Source organism: Variovorax gracilis (assembly GCF_030317115.1).
GTDB lineage: Bacteria > Pseudomonadota > Gammaproteobacteria > Burkholderiales > Burkholderiaceae_C > Variovorax > Variovorax gracilis.
This window is the reverse complement of record NZ_JASZYF010000002.1, coordinates 294,327-309,255: the sequence shown is the minus strand read 5'-3', so window position 1 is coordinate 309,255 and position 14,929 is coordinate 294,327. Positions and strand designations below refer to the sequence as shown.

The 14,929-nt window shown below is 66.3% G+C and carries 13 protein-coding genes; 9 read left to right on the top strand and 4 right to left on the bottom strand.

Going from position 1 to position 14,929, the window contains the following annotated elements; translation table 11 throughout:
- The first annotated feature begins 15 nt into the window (after nt 1–15).
- The gene (gene hisC, locus QTH97_RS07050) at nt 16–1,101 is read left to right on the top strand and encodes a histidinol-phosphate transaminase (protein WP_286567379.1); all 1,086 of its coding nucleotides are present in this window, start codon (nt 16–18) and stop codon (nt 1,099–1,101) included.
- Nucleotides 1,102–1,221: 120 nt separating this feature from the next.
- Here hisC and rsgA read toward each other — a convergent pair whose 3' ends face one another.
- From rsgA to QTH97_RS07035, 3 genes are read right to left on the bottom strand one after another with little or no spacing between them, the layout of a single operon-like run.
- On the bottom strand, nt 1,222–2,163 hold the full coding sequence (rsgA, locus tag QTH97_RS07045) for a ribosome small subunit-dependent GTPase A (protein WP_286567378.1): 942 nt from the start codon (nt 2,161–2,163) through the stop codon (nt 1,222–1,224).
- An 18-nt stretch (nt 2,164–2,181) separates the two neighbouring features.
- On the bottom strand, nt 2,182–2,520 hold the full coding sequence (locus QTH97_RS07040) for a 4a-hydroxytetrahydrobiopterin dehydratase (protein ID WP_286567377.1): 339 nt from the start codon (nt 2,518–2,520) through the stop codon (nt 2,182–2,184).
- A gap of 9 nt (nt 2,521–2,529) precedes the next feature.
- Entirely contained in the window at nt 2,530–3,807 is a 1,278-nt protein-coding gene (locus QTH97_RS07035; RefSeq protein ID WP_286567376.1) for a M48 family metallopeptidase, read from the bottom strand.
- A 114-nt stretch (nt 3,808–3,921) separates the two neighbouring features.
- Here QTH97_RS07035 and orn point away from each other — a divergent pair, with 114 nt between their 5' ends.
- From orn to QTH97_RS07005, 6 genes are all read left to right on the top strand, one after another.
- A complete protein-coding gene (orn, locus tag QTH97_RS07030; protein ID WP_286567375.1) occupies nt 3,922–4,518 on the top strand; it encodes an oligoribonuclease in 597 nt (198 codons plus the stop codon).
- Between the two features lie 201 nt (nt 4,519–4,719).
- Complete coding sequence (locus QTH97_RS07025) at nt 4,720–6,579, top strand: DEAD/DEAH box helicase (RefSeq protein ID WP_286567374.1); 1,860 nt, start codon at nt 4,720–4,722, stop codon at nt 6,577–6,579.
- Between the two features lie 235 nt (nt 6,580–6,814).
- Complete coding sequence (locus tag QTH97_RS07020; protein ID WP_286567373.1) at nt 6,815–7,888, top strand: NAD/NADP-dependent octopine/nopaline dehydrogenase family protein; 1,074 nt, start codon at nt 6,815–6,817, stop codon at nt 7,886–7,888.
- Nucleotides 7,878–8,876, top strand: coding sequence for a 3-hydroxybutyryl-CoA dehydrogenase (locus QTH97_RS07015; protein WP_286567372.1), 999 nt, complete (start codon nt 7,878–7,880; stop codon nt 8,874–8,876). The genes QTH97_RS07020 and QTH97_RS07015 overlap by 11 nt, the downstream gene beginning before the upstream one ends.
- On the top strand, nt 8,873–9,673 hold the full coding sequence (locus QTH97_RS07010) for an alpha/beta fold hydrolase (RefSeq protein WP_286567371.1): 801 nt from the start codon (nt 8,873–8,875) through the stop codon (nt 9,671–9,673). Before QTH97_RS07015 ends, QTH97_RS07010 begins: the two co-directional genes overlap by 4 nt.
- Complete coding sequence (locus tag QTH97_RS07005) at nt 9,670–10,614, top strand: quinone oxidoreductase family protein (protein ID WP_286567370.1); 945 nt, start codon at nt 9,670–9,672, stop codon at nt 10,612–10,614. The genes QTH97_RS07010 and QTH97_RS07005 overlap by 4 nt, the downstream gene beginning before the upstream one ends.
- 4 nt (nt 10,615–10,618) lie before the next feature.
- Here the strand turns inward: QTH97_RS07005 and QTH97_RS07000 are convergent, their stop codons facing one another.
- On the bottom strand, nt 10,619–11,149 hold the full coding sequence (locus QTH97_RS07000) for a MarR family winged helix-turn-helix transcriptional regulator (RefSeq protein WP_286567369.1): 531 nt from the start codon (nt 11,147–11,149) through the stop codon (nt 10,619–10,621).
- A gap of 84 nt (nt 11,150–11,233) precedes the next feature.
- Here QTH97_RS07000 and QTH97_RS06995 point away from each other — a divergent pair, with 84 nt between their 5' ends.
- Together QTH97_RS06995 and QTH97_RS06990 are read left to right on the top strand one after the other, a co-directional pair.
- A complete protein-coding gene (locus QTH97_RS06995) occupies nt 11,234–13,417 on the top strand; it encodes a thiamine pyrophosphate-dependent enzyme (protein WP_286567368.1) in 2,184 nt (727 codons plus the stop codon).
- Between the two features lie 12 nt (nt 13,418–13,429).
- The gene (locus QTH97_RS06990; RefSeq protein ID WP_286567367.1) at nt 13,430–14,923 is read left to right on the top strand and encodes an indolepyruvate oxidoreductase subunit beta family protein; all 1,494 of its coding nucleotides are present in this window, start codon (nt 13,430–13,432) and stop codon (nt 14,921–14,923) included.
- Nucleotides 14,924–14,929 lie beyond the last annotated feature (6 nt).

Genomic DNA, 14,929 nt, shown 5'->3' with positions numbered 1-14,929 from the left:
CGCCAGGGGTCGGACGTGTCCAAGGTTCCAAGCTTCTGGAGTCCGCGCATCGCGGGCCTCGAGCCCTACGTGCCGGGCGAGCAGCCGCGTATCGCGAATCTCGTCAAGCTCAACACCAACGAGAACCCGTATCCACCTTCACCGCGAGCGATCGATGCCATCTGCGCTGCGGCCGAGAGTGGATTGCAGCTCTATCCAGACCCCGAATCCACCCGGTTGCGTGAAGCGATCGCCATTCGCCATGGTTTGGACAGCAAACAGGTGTTCGCGGGCAATGGCTCCGACGAGGTCCTGGCCCATGCTTTCTTCGCCTTCTTCCAGCAAGCCGAGCCGCTGCTGATTCCCGACGTCACGTACAGCTTCTATCGCGTCTACGCGCAGCTCTACGACATCGCGTGCGAGTTGCATGCAGTGGATGACGCGCTGCGTATCGACGACGCTGCCTTGGCCGCACGCGCGGCTGCAGGCTGCGCCGGCATCGTGATTGCGAACCCGAATGCGCCGACCGGCATCGGCCTGCCGCTTTCCCGCATCGAGGCACTGCTCGGGGCATGCCCCGATCGCGTGGTCCTGGTCGATGAGGCCTATGTCGATTTCGGCGCTGAAAGCGCACTACCGTTGATTGCGCGATACCCGAATCTGCTGGTGGTGCAGACCCTCTCCAAGTCGCGATCATTGGCGGGCCTGCGCCTCGGGTTCGCGTGCGGACAGGCGCATCTGATCGATGCGCTCCAACGCGTCAAGAACAGCTTCAATTCCTATCCGATCGACCGGCTCGCCTGCGCAGGTGCCATCGCCGCGCTTGAGGACGAGGCGTGGTTCGCCAAGACCCGTGACGACATCGTGGACACCCGCGAAGGCCTTGTGCTGCAGCTGGAGGATCTCGGCTTTGAGGTGCTGCCTTCGCAGGCGAATTTTCTGTTCGTGCGTCACCCGGGGCACGATGCAGCCGAACTCGCGGCGTCGCTGCGGGCGCGGGCCGTGCTCGTGCGTCACTTCAAGCAGCCGCGCATTGCCCAGTACCTGCGCATCACGATCGGCACGCGCGACCAGTGCACGACGTTGGTCGGAGCGCTGGCCGACATCCTTCCGGCACATTAGCGCCCCAGGGCCATGCAAGCGGCGCAGCAGCCGCGGAACAGGCTTTGCCAGGGCGCTGGGGTTGGCCCGCCGGGTAGGGGGCGCCAGAGCCGCACGAAACGGGCGAGGCCAGGGGCGACCTCAGTACCTGGGTTGGGTCAGTTCGGCGAACAACTCGCCGTAGATCCTGTAACGCGAGGCGCTGATCGCGCCCGGATGGTCGGGCGAATCCACCTGCGCGATCACCCCGCATCCCGGCTCGTGAAGGTGCGTGCAGTTGTAGAACTTGCAATCCGTGGCGTGCTCGGCGATGTCGGGCATCAGGTGCGCCAGCTGCATCGCCTCGATGTGATGCAGCCCGAATTCCTGGAAACCCGGTGAATCGATGAGCCCGGTGCTTCGTGCCGCGTCCACCCAGTACCACGTCGTGCTGGTGGTCGTGTGCTTGCCCGAGTTGAGCGCTTGCGAGATCTCGCCCGTCAGCGCGGTTGCGCCGGGCACGAGCAGATTGATCAGCGTGCTTTTCCCGGCGCCGGACGGGCCGAGCACCAGCGTGGTCTTGCCGGCCAGCATCGTCGACAGCGTCGCCCGATCCGTCTGATCCGACGCGGTCAGCGCCAGCGGCACGACCTGATAAGCCATGCGCCGGTAGGGCGCCAGCCGCCCCCAGGCCCGCTCGAAAGGCACCGCGAGGTCGCTCTTGTTGAGCGCGATGACGGGTGTGATGCGTTCCGCGGCCGCCGCGATCAACGCGCGCGTCAACTGCGTCTCGGAAAACTCCGGCTCCGCCGCGATGAGGATCAGCACCTGGTCGAGATTGGCCGCAAACGACTTGGTTCGGATCTCATCCTGGCGATAGAACAGGTTCTTTCTCGGCAAGACCTTTTCGATCGTGCCTTCATCCTCGCTCGCCTGCCACTGGATGCGGTCGCCCACGACGGCCTGGCTCTTCTTTCCGCGCGGATGGCAGATCAGGCGTTCGCCCTCCGGCGTCTCGACGAGGCAGTGGCGGCCGTGGCTTGCGACCACCAGCCCGTCGCGCAGCGCCACGCCGCTGGCCGTGCCGCCGCGCTGCTTAGCCAAGGGCGCGTTCCATCGGGCTCAATCCGCGATCAGCGCATCGGCTTGCGCAGCGCACTCGAAATCGGTCGACGAAATGCCGCCCACATCGTGCGTGTTGAAGCGCACGACACAGCGGTCGTAATGCACCGAGAGATCGGGATGGTGGTCCTGCCGGTGAGCCACCCACGCCATAGCGTTCACGAAAGCGATGGTCTCGAAGTAGTTCGCGAAGTTGAAGGTCTTCTCGATCGCGACGTTCGCGCCGTCGCCCGTCAGCTTCCAACCTTCCAGCCGTGCCAGGCTCGCGACGATTTCCGTGGCGCTCATGGCGCGGCGTGCGTGCGTCTTCCAATCCTTGGTCTTGAACATGCTGCTCATCGTCGGCTTTCAGGGGCTGGTCGCGGCCATGCGTGCGAGGCGCTCGGAGGCGGGTGGGTGCGAGTAGTAGAACTTGACGAAGACCGGGTCGGGCGTGAGCGTCGACGCGTTGTCCTGGTAGAGCTTGAGCAAGGCCGCCGACAGATGGGCGCCGCTGGTCTGCGCAATCGCGTAGGCGTCGGCCTCGAACTCGTGCTTGCGCGAGATCAGCACCGGCAGCGGCGCGACGAAGAAGCCGAAGACCGGCACCGCCAGCATGAAGAGCAGGATGGCGAGCGCATCGTTGGGTGCCGCCATGTTCGGCTGCACGCCCAGGGCCGTATAGAACCACGTGTGCGTCGAGAGCCAGCCCAGCAGGGCAAAGCCCGCCAGGCTCAGCGCGAACATCGCCACCATCCGCTTCATGACGTGCCTGTGCTTGAAGTGGCCCAGTTCGTGGGCCAGCACCGCCTCGACTTCGCCGGCATTGAGCTGGCGCAGCAGCGTGTCGTAGAACACCACGCGCTTGCTGGCGCCGAAGCCCGTGAAATAGGCATTGGCGTGCGCGCTGCGCGTGCTGCCGTCCATCACGAACAGGCCCTTGGCCGCGAAGCCGCAGCGCTGCATCAGCGCGTTCACGCGGTCCTTGAGGGCCGCATCGTCCAGCGGCTGGAACTTGTTGAAGATCGGCGCGATGAAGGTCGGATAGACCAGCATCAGCAACAGGTTGAACGCCATCCACGCGCCCCAGGCCCAGATCCACCAAAGGCTGCCGGCGGCACCCATGAGCCAAAGGATCAGCGCCGCGATCGGCAGGCCGATCAGCGCACCCAGCAGCATGCCCTTGATCGCGTCGGCGAACCAAAGCCGCCACGTCATCTTGTTGAACCCAAAGCGTTCCTCGAGCTTGAAGGTCTGCCACAACGTGAAGGGCAGTTCCAGCAGGCCGCCGATCAGCGCGAAGGCGGCGAGCAGGGCGAGTTGCTGCAGCATGCCGCCGCCCAGCCATCCGAGCAGCAACTTGTTGAGCAGGTCGAGGCCGCCGAGCAAGGTCCATCCCAGCAGCACCGCCGCGCCCCAAGCCATTTCGATGATTCCGAAGCGGGTCTTGGCCATCGTGTAGTCCGCGGCCTTCTGGTGTGCGGCGAGCGTGATGGCCTGCGCGAAGACCGGAGGAACCGCATTGCGATGGCGCGCCACGTGGCGCACCTGCCGAGTGGCGAGCCAGAACTTCACGACCAGCCCGGCGACCAGCGCAAGGGCAAAGGCCAGGGTGAAGGCGAGGGAGGTGAACGTGGGGGCGGGCATGGCGGTCGAGTTTAGCCCGCGGCCTCGGGGCGCGCCGGTTGCCCTGTCGGCGAAAAGGGCGCTCCCAGTGCGGGAAGCCCGGACGCCCTCAGGGTCATCGACGACAATCGCCGAATGCCCGAATCCATCGAATCGGCTGCGCCCGCGCCCGCAGCCACGCTCAAGAAGAGCGACCAGAACCTCGTCTGGCTGGACTGCGAAATGAGCGGTCTCGACCCCGAAAAGGAGCGCCTGCTGGAGATCGCCGTCGTTGTGACCGGCCCCGACCTGACGCCCTGTATCGACGGCCCCGTGCTCGTCATCCACCAGAGCGACGAAGTCCTCGACGCCATGGATTCCTGGAACAAGGGAACTCATGGGCGCAGCGGCCTGATCGACAAGGTGAAGGCCTCCACACTCGACGAAGCCACCGCCGAGAAGCAGCTGATCCAGTTCATCTCCCGCTACATCCCGAAGAGCGGCTCGCCGATGTGCGGCAACACCATCGGCCAGGACCGCCGCTTCCTCGTGAAGTACATGCCCAAGCTGGAAGCCTATTTCCACTATCGCAACCTGGACGTCAGCACCCTGAAGGAGCTGGCCAAGCGCTGGAAGCCGGCCGCTTACAACGCCTTCAAGAAGCAGCAGGCCCACACGGCGCTCGCCGACGTCCACGAATCGATCGAGGAACTCGCGCACTACCGTGAAACCTTCCTCCGCATCCAGGATTAGGTAAAAACCCCGAGCCATGCGATAATCGATGGCTTCGCTGTTCTGCAGCGTTTTCTTGCATCTCCCTATCTTGCACATCGCGCCCGAATGAACGGGCCGCGGCAAAGACGAAAGTCATTGCTGAACGTCGTTGGATGGTTGATGTTTTTCACCACCCGACGGAGCGCCGCCCACGGCTGTGCTCGCGTATGAGATTACTGAATGACCGACGCTTTTGAAGCGCAGGGCGAGTTCGCGCCTGTGCAATCCGATGAATTCGCCGTTGCTGCTGCTTCGCGCGAACTCGAATCCTCCTCCACCGCTTCCACCGCCGCTCCCGTGTTCGAGGCACTCGATGCCGTCGAGCCGGCCGAAGCGCCGAAGCTGCCGAACGGCTTCATCAAGCTGGGCCTCGCGCCCGAGTTGATCGCTGCGGTCGAAGACCTCGGCTTCACCCAGCCTACTACCGTGCAGGAACAGGTGATCCCGCGTGCCATGACGGCCAGCGGCCACGCCGACGGCCCCACGCGCTTCGTCGACCTGATGGTGTCGAGCCAGACCGGCAGCGGCAAGACCGCCGCCTTCCTGCTGCCCGTGCTGCACACCCTGCTGCAACGCCAGGCCGAAGCAGAGGCTGCTGCCAAGGCTGAATTTCAGCGCCTGGCCGCCGAGGCTGCTGCCCGCGGCGAAGCACCGCCGAAGAAGCCGAAGCGCAAGGACCCGACCAACGCCCGCCATTTCAAGGCCGCCACGCCTGGCGCTCTGATCCTGTGCCCCACGCGCGAACTTGCCCAGCAGGTCGCACACGACGCGATCGACCTCGTCAAGCACTGCCGCGGCCTGCGCATCGCCAACGTGGTGGGCGGCATGCCCTACCAGTTGCAGATCGCGCGCCTGCAGAACGCCGACCTCGTCGTCGCCACGCCGGGCCGCCTGCTCGACCTGCAGCGCTCGATGCAGATCAAGCTCGACCAGGTCAAGTTCCTCGTCGTCGACGAAGCCGACCGCATGCTCGACCTGGGCTTCTCGGACGACCTCGCCGAAGTCAACCAACTCACCATCGAGCGCCAGCAAACGATGATGTTCAGCGCAACCTTCGCGCCGCGCATCCAGCAACTGGCTACCCGCGTGATGCGCGAGCCGCAACGCGTGACGATCGACAGCCCGCAGGAAAAGCACGCCAACATCAAGCAGGTCCTCTTCTGGGCCGACAACACGCAGCACAAGCGCAAGCTGCTCGACCACTGGCTGCGCGACACCACCATCAACCAGGCCATCGTGTTCGCGAGCACGCAGGTCGAGTGCGACGGTCTTGCCAACGACCTGCAACAGGACGGCTTCAGCGCCGTCGCGTTGCACGGCGCGCTGAGCCAGGGCCTGCGCAATCGACGCCTGATGGCACTGCGTCAGGGCCAGGTGCAGATCCTCGTCGCCACCGACGTGGCTGCGCGCGGCATCGACGTGCCGACCATCACGCACGTGTTCAACTTCGGCCTCCCGATGAAGGCCGAGGACTACACCCACCGCATCGGCCGTACCGGCCGGGCAGGCCGTGACGGCATTGCCGTGACCTTCGCCGAACTGCGCGATCGCCGCCGGATCTTCGACATCGAGTCGTACAGCCGCCAGCAATTCAAGTCCGAAGTGATTCCGGGTCTTGAGCCGCAACAACGTGCCCCGCAATCGCGTCCGCAAGGCGACTTCGGCGGCCGTGGCCGTGACAACCATTCGCGCGATCGCAAGTTCGGTGGCGGTGGTCATCGCGGCGGCAACGCCGGTGGATACGGTGGCGGCAATGGTGGCGGCTATGCCGGCGCCAGCGGCTTCAACGATCGCAATTCGCGCGGCCCCGGCGCTGGTGCGCCGCGCGGCTTCCAGAACCAGGGCAACGCCAACTTCGGCGGTGGCCGTGAAGACGGTGGCTACGGCCGCAAGCCGGGGTGGGGCGACAGCGCTCCGCGCGGTGGCGCTGGCGGTGGTGCCGGCCGCGGCGACGGCTTTGCTCCCCGTGGGCATGCCGGCGGCGGCAAGGTCTTCGTTCCGCGCGACGCGCAGAAGCGCGGCTTCAAGCCCAGCCGCTGAGCGTGAGCGGCCCTGAGCCGCATCCATTTGCAAAAGCCCGCATTTCCCTGGAAATGCGGGCTTTGTTCGTTTGGCACGGGCTACCCAGTCTTCCGGCGGCTTCTAATGGGAAACGCGAATACGCGTCCTTTTTAGTTGACATATGAACAGTTGAAAAGTAATGTAATGACGGCTCAAGTCCTCCGGAGGCCTGCTGCCGGCCGGTTCATCCACTTCATTCTTCCACTGTCGACCTATGAAAATCGCAATTCTCGGCGGCGGCCACGGCGCCTATGCGGCTGCCGCGGACCTGTCCGAAGCTGATCATGAAGTGCGTCTCTGGCGCCGCGACGCGGGCGCGCTGGAGCCGGTCGCCAAGGCCGGCTCCATCACCTTGAAAGACGCTGCCGGTTCGCGCGACGTGCGGATCGCGCTGGCCACCGCCGACATCGGCGCCGCCATGCAGGGTGCGGAGTTGATCGTCATCCCCACGCCGGCGATCGCGCAGGAAGACATCGCCCGCGCGATGGCCCCGCATCTGGTCGACGGCCAGGTCGTCTTCCTGCCGCCCGGCACCTTCGGCAGCTATGTCATGGCGCGGATCGTGAAGGCAGCGGGTAGCCGCGCCGACGTCGCATGGGCCGAGACCGGCACGCTGCCGTACCTGGCGCGCAAGCACGGCGAACGTGAGGTGAACGTGACCATCCGCGCCATCCGCTTGCCGACCGGCGTGTACCCGGCGCGAAAGGAGCGCGAGGCCATCGACGTGATCCGCAAGGCCTACCCCAGCGTGCATGGCTGCGGCGATGCACTGTCGGGTGCGCTGATGAACGCGGGCCCCGTCATCCATCCGCCGCTGATGGTGATGAACGCGGCGCCGCTGCAGCACTTCGAGCGCTGGGACATCCACAACGAAGGCACCCAACGTGCGGTGCGCGACGTGACCGACCGGCTTGACCAGGAGCGCATCGCCGTTCGCGAGGCCCTGGGCCAGGGCGCGCCACACTATCCGTTGGCCGACCACTACAACAATGACCAGTGGATGTACGGCGATGCGCACAAGCAACTGGTGAAGTCGGGCGACTGGCGCGAGAACATCGACCTCTATGCGCATCGCTACATCACGGAGGACACGGAACTCGGACTGGCCTTTCTGGCATCGGCCGCGCGCTTCGTCGGTGTCGATGCACCGATCGCGCACGGTCTGCTGGCGATCGTCGGGGGCTTCCTCGGCCGCGATCTGCGCAAGGGGCCGCGCACACTCGAAACGCTCGGCCTCGCCAGCCTGACGCCGGCGCAACTCAAGCAAAGGCTGCACGATGGCGAATGAGCTTCCGCGCTTCGCTGCGGTGGGAGCAGGCCGGATGGGTCGCGGCATCGCGATCGCCTTCGCCTACGCGGGACACCGCATCTCGCTGGTCGACTTGCGTGCGCGCAGCGACGAGGCATGGCAGAAGTTGCGTGGCGAGGCCCAGTCAGAAATCGAAGCCAGCCTCTCGGGCCTCGCCCAGTTGGGGGTGATCGACGCCGCACAGGTGCAAGGCATCGCGGCGCGTGTCGATTGCGTGAAGGCAGCTGATGCGCCTGCCGCGCTGGCGGCAGCCGAACTGGTTTTCGAGGGCGTCCCCGAGACGATCGCAGCCAAGCGCGATGCCTTTGAGCACATCAACCGGCATTGCCGCGAGGACGCGATCCTCACGTCCACCACCAGCAGCATCCTCGTGACGCAACTGGCGGCACTGGTGCACCGGCCGGAGCGCTTTCTCAACATGCACTGGCTCAACCCGGCGTATGTGATCCCGGTGGTCGAGCTGAGCTGCCATCCCCGCACCGACCCGGCGGTGCTCGCGCGCACCAAGGCCTTGATGGAAGCCATCGGCAAGCTGCCGGTCGTCTGCGGCGCATCGCCCGGCTACATCGTGCCGCGGCTGCAGGCGCTGGTGATGAACGAAGCGGCCCGCATGATCGAGGAGGGAGCCGCGACCGCGGAAGAGATCGACAAGGCCACGCGCTACGGTCTCGGACTGCGCTTTGCCGCTCTCGGCGTCGTCGAGTTCATCGACTTCGGCGGCTGCGACATCCTCCATCACGCAAGCCGCGAGATGGCAGCGTCGATCGACCGCGCCCGCTACACCGCACCCGCCATCGTGGATCGCATGGTCGAGGAAGGCAGGCTGGGCCTGAAGAGCGGCAGTGGCTTCTACGAGTACGAGGGCCGCGACGTCGGCGCCTACCGGCGCGACGTCCTTTCGCGAACCCTCGGGATGCTCAAGCACGCGGGCCTGTGGCAACCGCCCGCCGCCGAGACGCGCGAATGAAGATCCGGCGCGCGTTCGCCGATCTCTCGGTGGGGCAGGTCCACTACGCCGAGTGCGGCAATCCGCATGCGCCGCCCGTCCTGTTGCTGCACCAGTCTCCGCGCAGCTGGGCCGAGTACCGCGAGGTGCTGCCCCTGATCGGTGCGCGCTACCGGGCGATCGCGATGGACACGGCCGGCTTCGGCGATTCCGCCGCGGGCGATGTGCCGGCCAGCATCGAGCAATGGGCCAAGGTGGCGCGCGAACTGCTCGAAGCGCTCGGCATCGAGCGCGCCGATGTGGTGGGTCATCACACGGGTGGCGTCATCGCGGTCGAACTGGCTGCGGCCTTTCCCGATCGGGTGCGCGGGCTGGTGCTTTCGTCCACGCCATTCACCAATGAAGCGTTTCGCATCGCGCGCGCCGGGCGACCGCCGATCGACGAGGTGGAGTCCAGCGAAGACGGCAGCCATCTTGCGGCCCTGTGGCAGCGACGTCAGGGCTTTTATCCGCTGAACCGGCCCGAGCTTCTCGAAGCCTTCGTGCTCGATGCCCTGAAGGCGAGCGGCGGACGCGAAGACGGCCACCGCGCGGTCGCGGCCTATCGCATGGAGGACCGCATCCGGCGCATTGCGCATCCGACGCTGGTCGTTCGCGCCACCGCCGATCCGTTCGCCTCGCCGCACGCAGCCGAACTGCGCGAGCAACTCTCGAACGCGCGCATCGTCGACATCGAAGGCGGCATGGTGCCCTTGCCCGATCAGATGCCCGGACCCTTCGCGCAAGCAGTGCTCGCATTCCTGGAGACGCTGGAATGAAAGCCGTGCGCGTGCATGCCTTCCATGCGGCGCCAGTGCAGGAAGACATCGACGAGCCCCGACTCCGGCCGGGCCGCTCGATCGTCCGCATGGAAGCGGCCACCGTCGGCCACATCGATCGCACCGTGTGGCGTGGCAGCTTCCTGAAGCACCCGCCCTTTCCCTACACGCCGGGCGTCGAAGCGGCCGGCGTGGTCGTGGCGAGCGAAAACCACGCCGAAGGCCAGCGCGTCTGGCTGCGCGGCAGCGGGCTCGGCACCTTGTTCGATGGAACGTGGTGCGAATTCATCGATGCGCCCGACGAAGCGCTCGGCGCGCTGCCGGATGAGGTGCCGACAACGATCGGCTCGGCTTTCTTCTCGCCATGCACTTCCGCCTGGGTGGCACTGCACGAAGTCGCGCATCTGCGCCCGGGTGAAAGCATCCTGGTGACGGGCGCGACGGGTGCGGTCGGGTCGTTGGTGGTGCAACTTGCGCTCGATGCCGGTGCCGAAGTGAGCGTGCTCGTGAGTAGTGAGGGGCAGGCTGCCGCGATGCCCGCAGCCGCGAAAATCGTTGTCCTGCAGGACGACCTGTCGGCCGCCTTGGCGCCGGTGTCCGTCGATCTGCTCATCGACACCGTCGGCGGACCGATCCTCGCCGCCGCGCTGACCCGGGTGCGCCCGGGCGGCCGTGCCGTGCTCGTCGGCTACACCGCGGGCAATTCCATCGCGCTGGACATCGCCCACTTCCTGCAGCGCGACGTCGCGCTGCTGCCGCTCAACATGTTCCGCCGTGAAGCTGCCGGCCGCGCGGCTGCGCCTGAATTGCTGGCGCGCCTGGCCGATGGCCGCCTCAAGCTCGACGTCCAGCCCTTCGCGCTCGACGATGCGGCAACGGCAATGGATTGGATCAGCCGCCGCGGCCACCGGGGCCGCGCGGTGCTCGTGCCGTCACGCTGACGGCTTATTCCACGTCCGGCGCCTCGCCTGGCGCGCGCGCGTGCAATTCGATGATGTGGCGCAGCGTGCTCTTGAGCTCTTCGGCGCGCTGAAGCCCGAAGGGTTCGAGCACGCGGCGCTCGTGTTCGCGCGCCAGTTCCATCAGGTGCTCCACGGCCTTCGCACCCTTGCGCGTGATGCGCACCAGAGTGACACGCCGATCACTGTCATGGGGCAATCGCTCGACCTGTTCGCGAGCTTCCATCCGGTCCAGCAGCCGGGTCACCGTCGGCTGCTTGGTCACGGTGATCTGCGCAAGCTGTCCGATGCTGATCGGCTCGCCGCCCGCCAGTGACGCCATCACCCGCCATTCCGAAACTGAAAACCCATGCTGGCGCGCCACCTGGTGGAACTCCGAGGAGATGAGCTGGCTCGCCTGCGCCAGCAGCGCCGGCAGGTAGTCGTCGACGAAACGCAGCGTCCCGGCGGGCTCCTCCTCGGTGAATGGCCCCTGACCCTCGGCGGGCACGCTGCTTGCTTGTCTAGGGTTATTCATGATTGTGAATACATTCAGTTCTAAACATTATAGAGGCCGAGGTTTCGAAAGGAACCCCACGATTCCTGACAAGAAAGGGCCGCCATGGCTGAGCGTTCGTTCGTAGAGGAAGTCAAGAAGCTCCGGCTTTCCGGTGGCGAAGTCTTCCGGGGTGAGGGCATTCTGGCAGTCACCAAGGCACTGCTCGAATCCGGCGTCTCCTACGTGGCCGGCTACCAGGGTGCGCCGATCTCCCACTTGATGGACGTGCTGGCCGATGCGCAGGACATCCTCGCCGAACAGGGCATCCGCTTCGAGAACAGCGCCAGCGAAGCCACGGCCGCCGCCACGCTGGCCGCCTCCGTCAACTACCCGCTTCGCGGCGCCGTGACTTTCAAGGCCACCGTCGGCACCAACGTAGCTTCGGACGCGCTGGCCAACCTGGCCTCGGGCGGTGTGACAGGCGGTGCGCTGATCATCGTCGGAGAGGACTATGGCGAGGGCTCGTCCATCATGCAGGAGCGCAGCCACGCCTTCGCGATGAAGTCGCAGATGTGGCTGCTCGATCCGCGCCCGAACCTGCCGAGCATCGTCGACGCGGTAAAGCAGGGTTTCGACCTCTCGGAAGCCAGCCGCACGCCGGTCATGCTGCAGTTGCGTATCCGCGCCTGCCACGTGCATGGCCAGTTCATCGCGGGCGACAACCGCCGGCCCAAGTTCACGATCAAGGAAGCGCTGGAGAGTCCGCAGCGCGACGTCAGCCGCATCGTGCTGCCGCCCGCGAGCTTCCTGCACGAGCAGGAAAAGGTGAAAGACCGCTGGCCTGCCGCGGTGCGCTTCATCGAGGAGCGCCAGCTCAACGAGTTCTTCTCCGAAGACGCCGACGACATCGGCATCATCGTGCAGGGTGGCAGCTACAACACGCTGATCCGTGCGCTCGAACGGCTGGAACTGGCCGATGTCTACGGCAATACCAAGGTGCCGCTCTACGTGATGAACGTCGCCTACCCCGTGATCGATAGCGAAGTGCTGCGCTTCTGCGAGGGCAAGCGTGCCGTGCTGATCGTGGAAGAGGGCCAGCCCAACTTCGTCGAGCAGAACCTCGCGACCATCTTGCGCCAGGCCGGGTCCGCGACTGCCTTGCATGGCAAGGACATGCTCCCTGTCGCCGGCGAGTACACCGCGGCGGAATTGCTCAAGGGCGCGCGCAGCTTCTGCGAGCGCTATGGACGGCTGCAGCCGTTGCCCGTGCCCGCTGCAGTGCGCAAGATCATTCCCCTTACCGAAGTCGCGGCGATCGGCGTCGACGCCGCGCCCGAACCTGCGAAGCCGCTGGGTGACAGCGTGCACGCCCGCCCGCCGGGCTTCTGCACAGGTTGCCCCGAGCGCCCGATCTTCAGCGCGATGAAGCTGGTGGAGCGCGAACTCGGCCCGCATCACGTCAGCGCCGACATCGGCTGCCACCTGTTCTCGATCCTGCCGCCCTTCAACATCGGCAACACCACCATGGGCTATGGCCTCGGCGGTGCGGGTGCCGCGGCGCTCAATGCGCCCGCAGGCAAGCGTGCGATCTCGATGATGGGCGACGGCGGCTTCTGGCACAACGGCCTGACGAGCGGCGTGGCCAATGCGGTCTTCAACCGCAGCGACAACCTCACTATCGTCGTCGACAACAACTACACCTCCGCGACCGGCGGCCAGGACATCCTCTCGTCCAACGCCCTGAACGCAACGCGCAGCACCGGCCACGAGATCGAACGCGCGGTGCGCGGTGTCGGCGTGAAGTGGGTGAAGACGATGCGCCGCACCTACGACGTCGCCGGCATGCGCGATGCGCTCAAGGAAGCGTTGACCACTCAGGAGAAGGGCCCCAAGGTCCTTATCGCGCAATCGGAGTGCATGCTCAACAAGCAGCGCCGCGAGAAGCCGCTGGTGCGCAAGGCCATCGCCAGCGGCAAGCGCATGGTGCGAGAGAAGTTCGGCGTCGACTCCGACACCTGCACGGGCGACCACTCGTGCATCCGGCTCTCGGGCTGTCCATCGCTTTCGATCAAGCCCAATCCCGACCCTCTGCGAACCGATCCGGTGGCAACCGTGCTCGACAGTTGCGTCGGCTGCGGAGTGTGCGGCGAGGTCTCGCATGCCGCCGTTCTGTGCCCCTCGTTCTACAAGGCGCAGATCGTCAGCAACCCGAGCCGCTGGGACATGCTGCGCGAACGCTTCCGCATGCGGGTGATCGGATGGCTGCAGAAGGGCGAGGCCAAGCGCCGCGCGGTCTATGCGTTCTGAAGAGTGAAATCGATGCGACAACAACCCATAAAAATCGCAATCCTCGCCATGGGGGGTGAGGGGGGCGGCGTTCTGGCCGACTGGATCGTGGACATGGGCGAGGCCAACGGCTACGTTGCCCAGACCACCTCCGTGCCCGGCGTCGCCCAACGCACGGGTGCCACGATCTACTACGTCGAGCTCTATCCCGAGGCACAAGCTGAAGCCGATGGCGGGAAGCCCGTACTGGCGCTCATGCCGCTACCGGGTGATGTCGACGTCGTGCTCGCCTCGGAGTTGATGGAAGCCGGCCGCGCCGTGCAGCGCGGTCTCGTCACGCGAGACCGCACTACGTTCATCGCATCGACGCACCGTGTCTATTCCATCGCGGAGAAGAGCGCGATGGGCGACGGCCGGGTCGATAGCACCGACTTGCTGGCGCATGCCGAGCGGGCAGCCAAGCGCTTCATCCGCTTCGACATGGCACAGGCCGCGGAAGCGGCGGGCAGCGTGATCAGCGCCGTGCTTTTCGGCGCGCTTGCTGGCGCTGGCGTGCTGCCTTTCAGCCGCGCGCAGTTCGAGGCCACGATCGAGCGCGGTGGCGTCGGCGTCAAGCCGAGCCTGAAGGCCTTCGGCGACGCTTTTGCCCGCGCACAAGGTGCCCTGGGGCCAGAAGTGGCAGTGGTCGAAGCGGCACCGCCGCAGCCGCGCCATCCGGCCGTGCGGGCCCTGGTGGAGCGCGTGCAGCGCGACTTTCCGCCCGCCGCACAATCGGTGCTGCTGGAAGGCGTGCGCAGGCTGATCGATTACCAGGACATCGACTACGCCGGCCTCTACCTCGACCGCGTCGCTGCCATTGCCGCCTTGCCCGGCGACGACGAAGGCCGCCTGCTGCGCGAAACGGCCCGCCACCTCGCGCTGTGGATGTCCTATGAAGACACCGCTCGCGTTGCCGCCCTCAAGACCCGCTCGTCCCGCTTCGAGCGCGTGCGCGGCGAAGCCCGCGTGCAGGACGGCCAGGTGCTCGCCATCAACGAATACATGCACCCGCGCCTGCAGGAAATCTGCGAAACCCTGCCGGCCAGCTTCGGCCGGTGGTTGATGAATTCGACATTCCCGCGCAAGCTGGTCGAGCGCCTCACCCGGCAAGGTCGCGTGATCCAGACCAGCTCGCTGCGCGGCTACCTGATGCTCAGCACCGTCGCGGCGATGAAGCGCTGGCGCCGTTCGACCCTGCGCTACGCCGAGGAAAACCGCCGCATCGAGGAGTGGCTGAAGCGCATTGCCGACATTGCCGCAAACAACCCGGCGCTCGCCATCGAGGTCGCGCAGTGCCAGCGGCTCGTCAAAGGCTACAGCGACACCCACGAACGCGGCCTGCGCAACTACGACACCGTGATGGACGCCCTGCAGCGCGCCGGCTCGGCCATCGCGCCCGCCACCCTTCGCGAGCTGCGTGATGCGGCGCTCGCCGACGAACACGGCCACCAACTGCGAGCCGCGCTGGCCCGGCACGCGCTCGCCTGAACCGGA

Coding starts and splice junctions, on each gene's coding strand:
- QTH97_RS07020 (WP_286567373.1), top strand. CDS start 6,815: ATGAAAATCGCAATTCTCGGCGGCGGCCACGGCGCCTATGCGGCTGCC.
- QTH97_RS07040 (WP_286567377.1), bottom strand. CDS start 2,520: ATGAGCAGCATGTTCAAGACCAAGGATTGGAAGACGCACGCACGCCGC.
- QTH97_RS07015 (WP_286567372.1), top strand. CDS start 7,878: ATGGCGAATGAGCTTCCGCGCTTCGCTGCGGTGGGAGCAGGCCGGATG.
- QTH97_RS07010 (WP_286567371.1), top strand. CDS start 8,873: ATGAAGATCCGGCGCGCGTTCGCCGATCTCTCGGTGGGGCAGGTCCAC.
- QTH97_RS07025 (WP_286567374.1), top strand. CDS start 4,720: ATGACCGACGCTTTTGAAGCGCAGGGCGAGTTCGCGCCTGTGCAATCC.
- orn (WP_286567375.1), top strand. CDS start 3,922: ATGCCCGAATCCATCGAATCGGCTGCGCCCGCGCCCGCAGCCACGCTC.
- QTH97_RS07000 (WP_286567369.1), bottom strand. CDS start 11,149: ATGAATAACCCTAGACAAGCAAGCAGCGTGCCCGCCGAGGGTCAGGGG.
- QTH97_RS07035 (WP_286567376.1), bottom strand. CDS start 3,807: ATGCCCGCCCCCACGTTCACCTCCCTCGCCTTCACCCTGGCCTTTGCC.
- QTH97_RS06995 (WP_286567368.1), top strand. CDS start 11,234: ATGGCTGAGCGTTCGTTCGTAGAGGAAGTCAAGAAGCTCCGGCTTTCC.
- QTH97_RS06990 (WP_286567367.1), top strand. CDS start 13,430: ATGCGACAACAACCCATAAAAATCGCAATCCTCGCCATGGGGGGTGAG.
- QTH97_RS07005 (WP_286567370.1), top strand. CDS start 9,670: ATGAAAGCCGTGCGCGTGCATGCCTTCCATGCGGCGCCAGTGCAGGAA.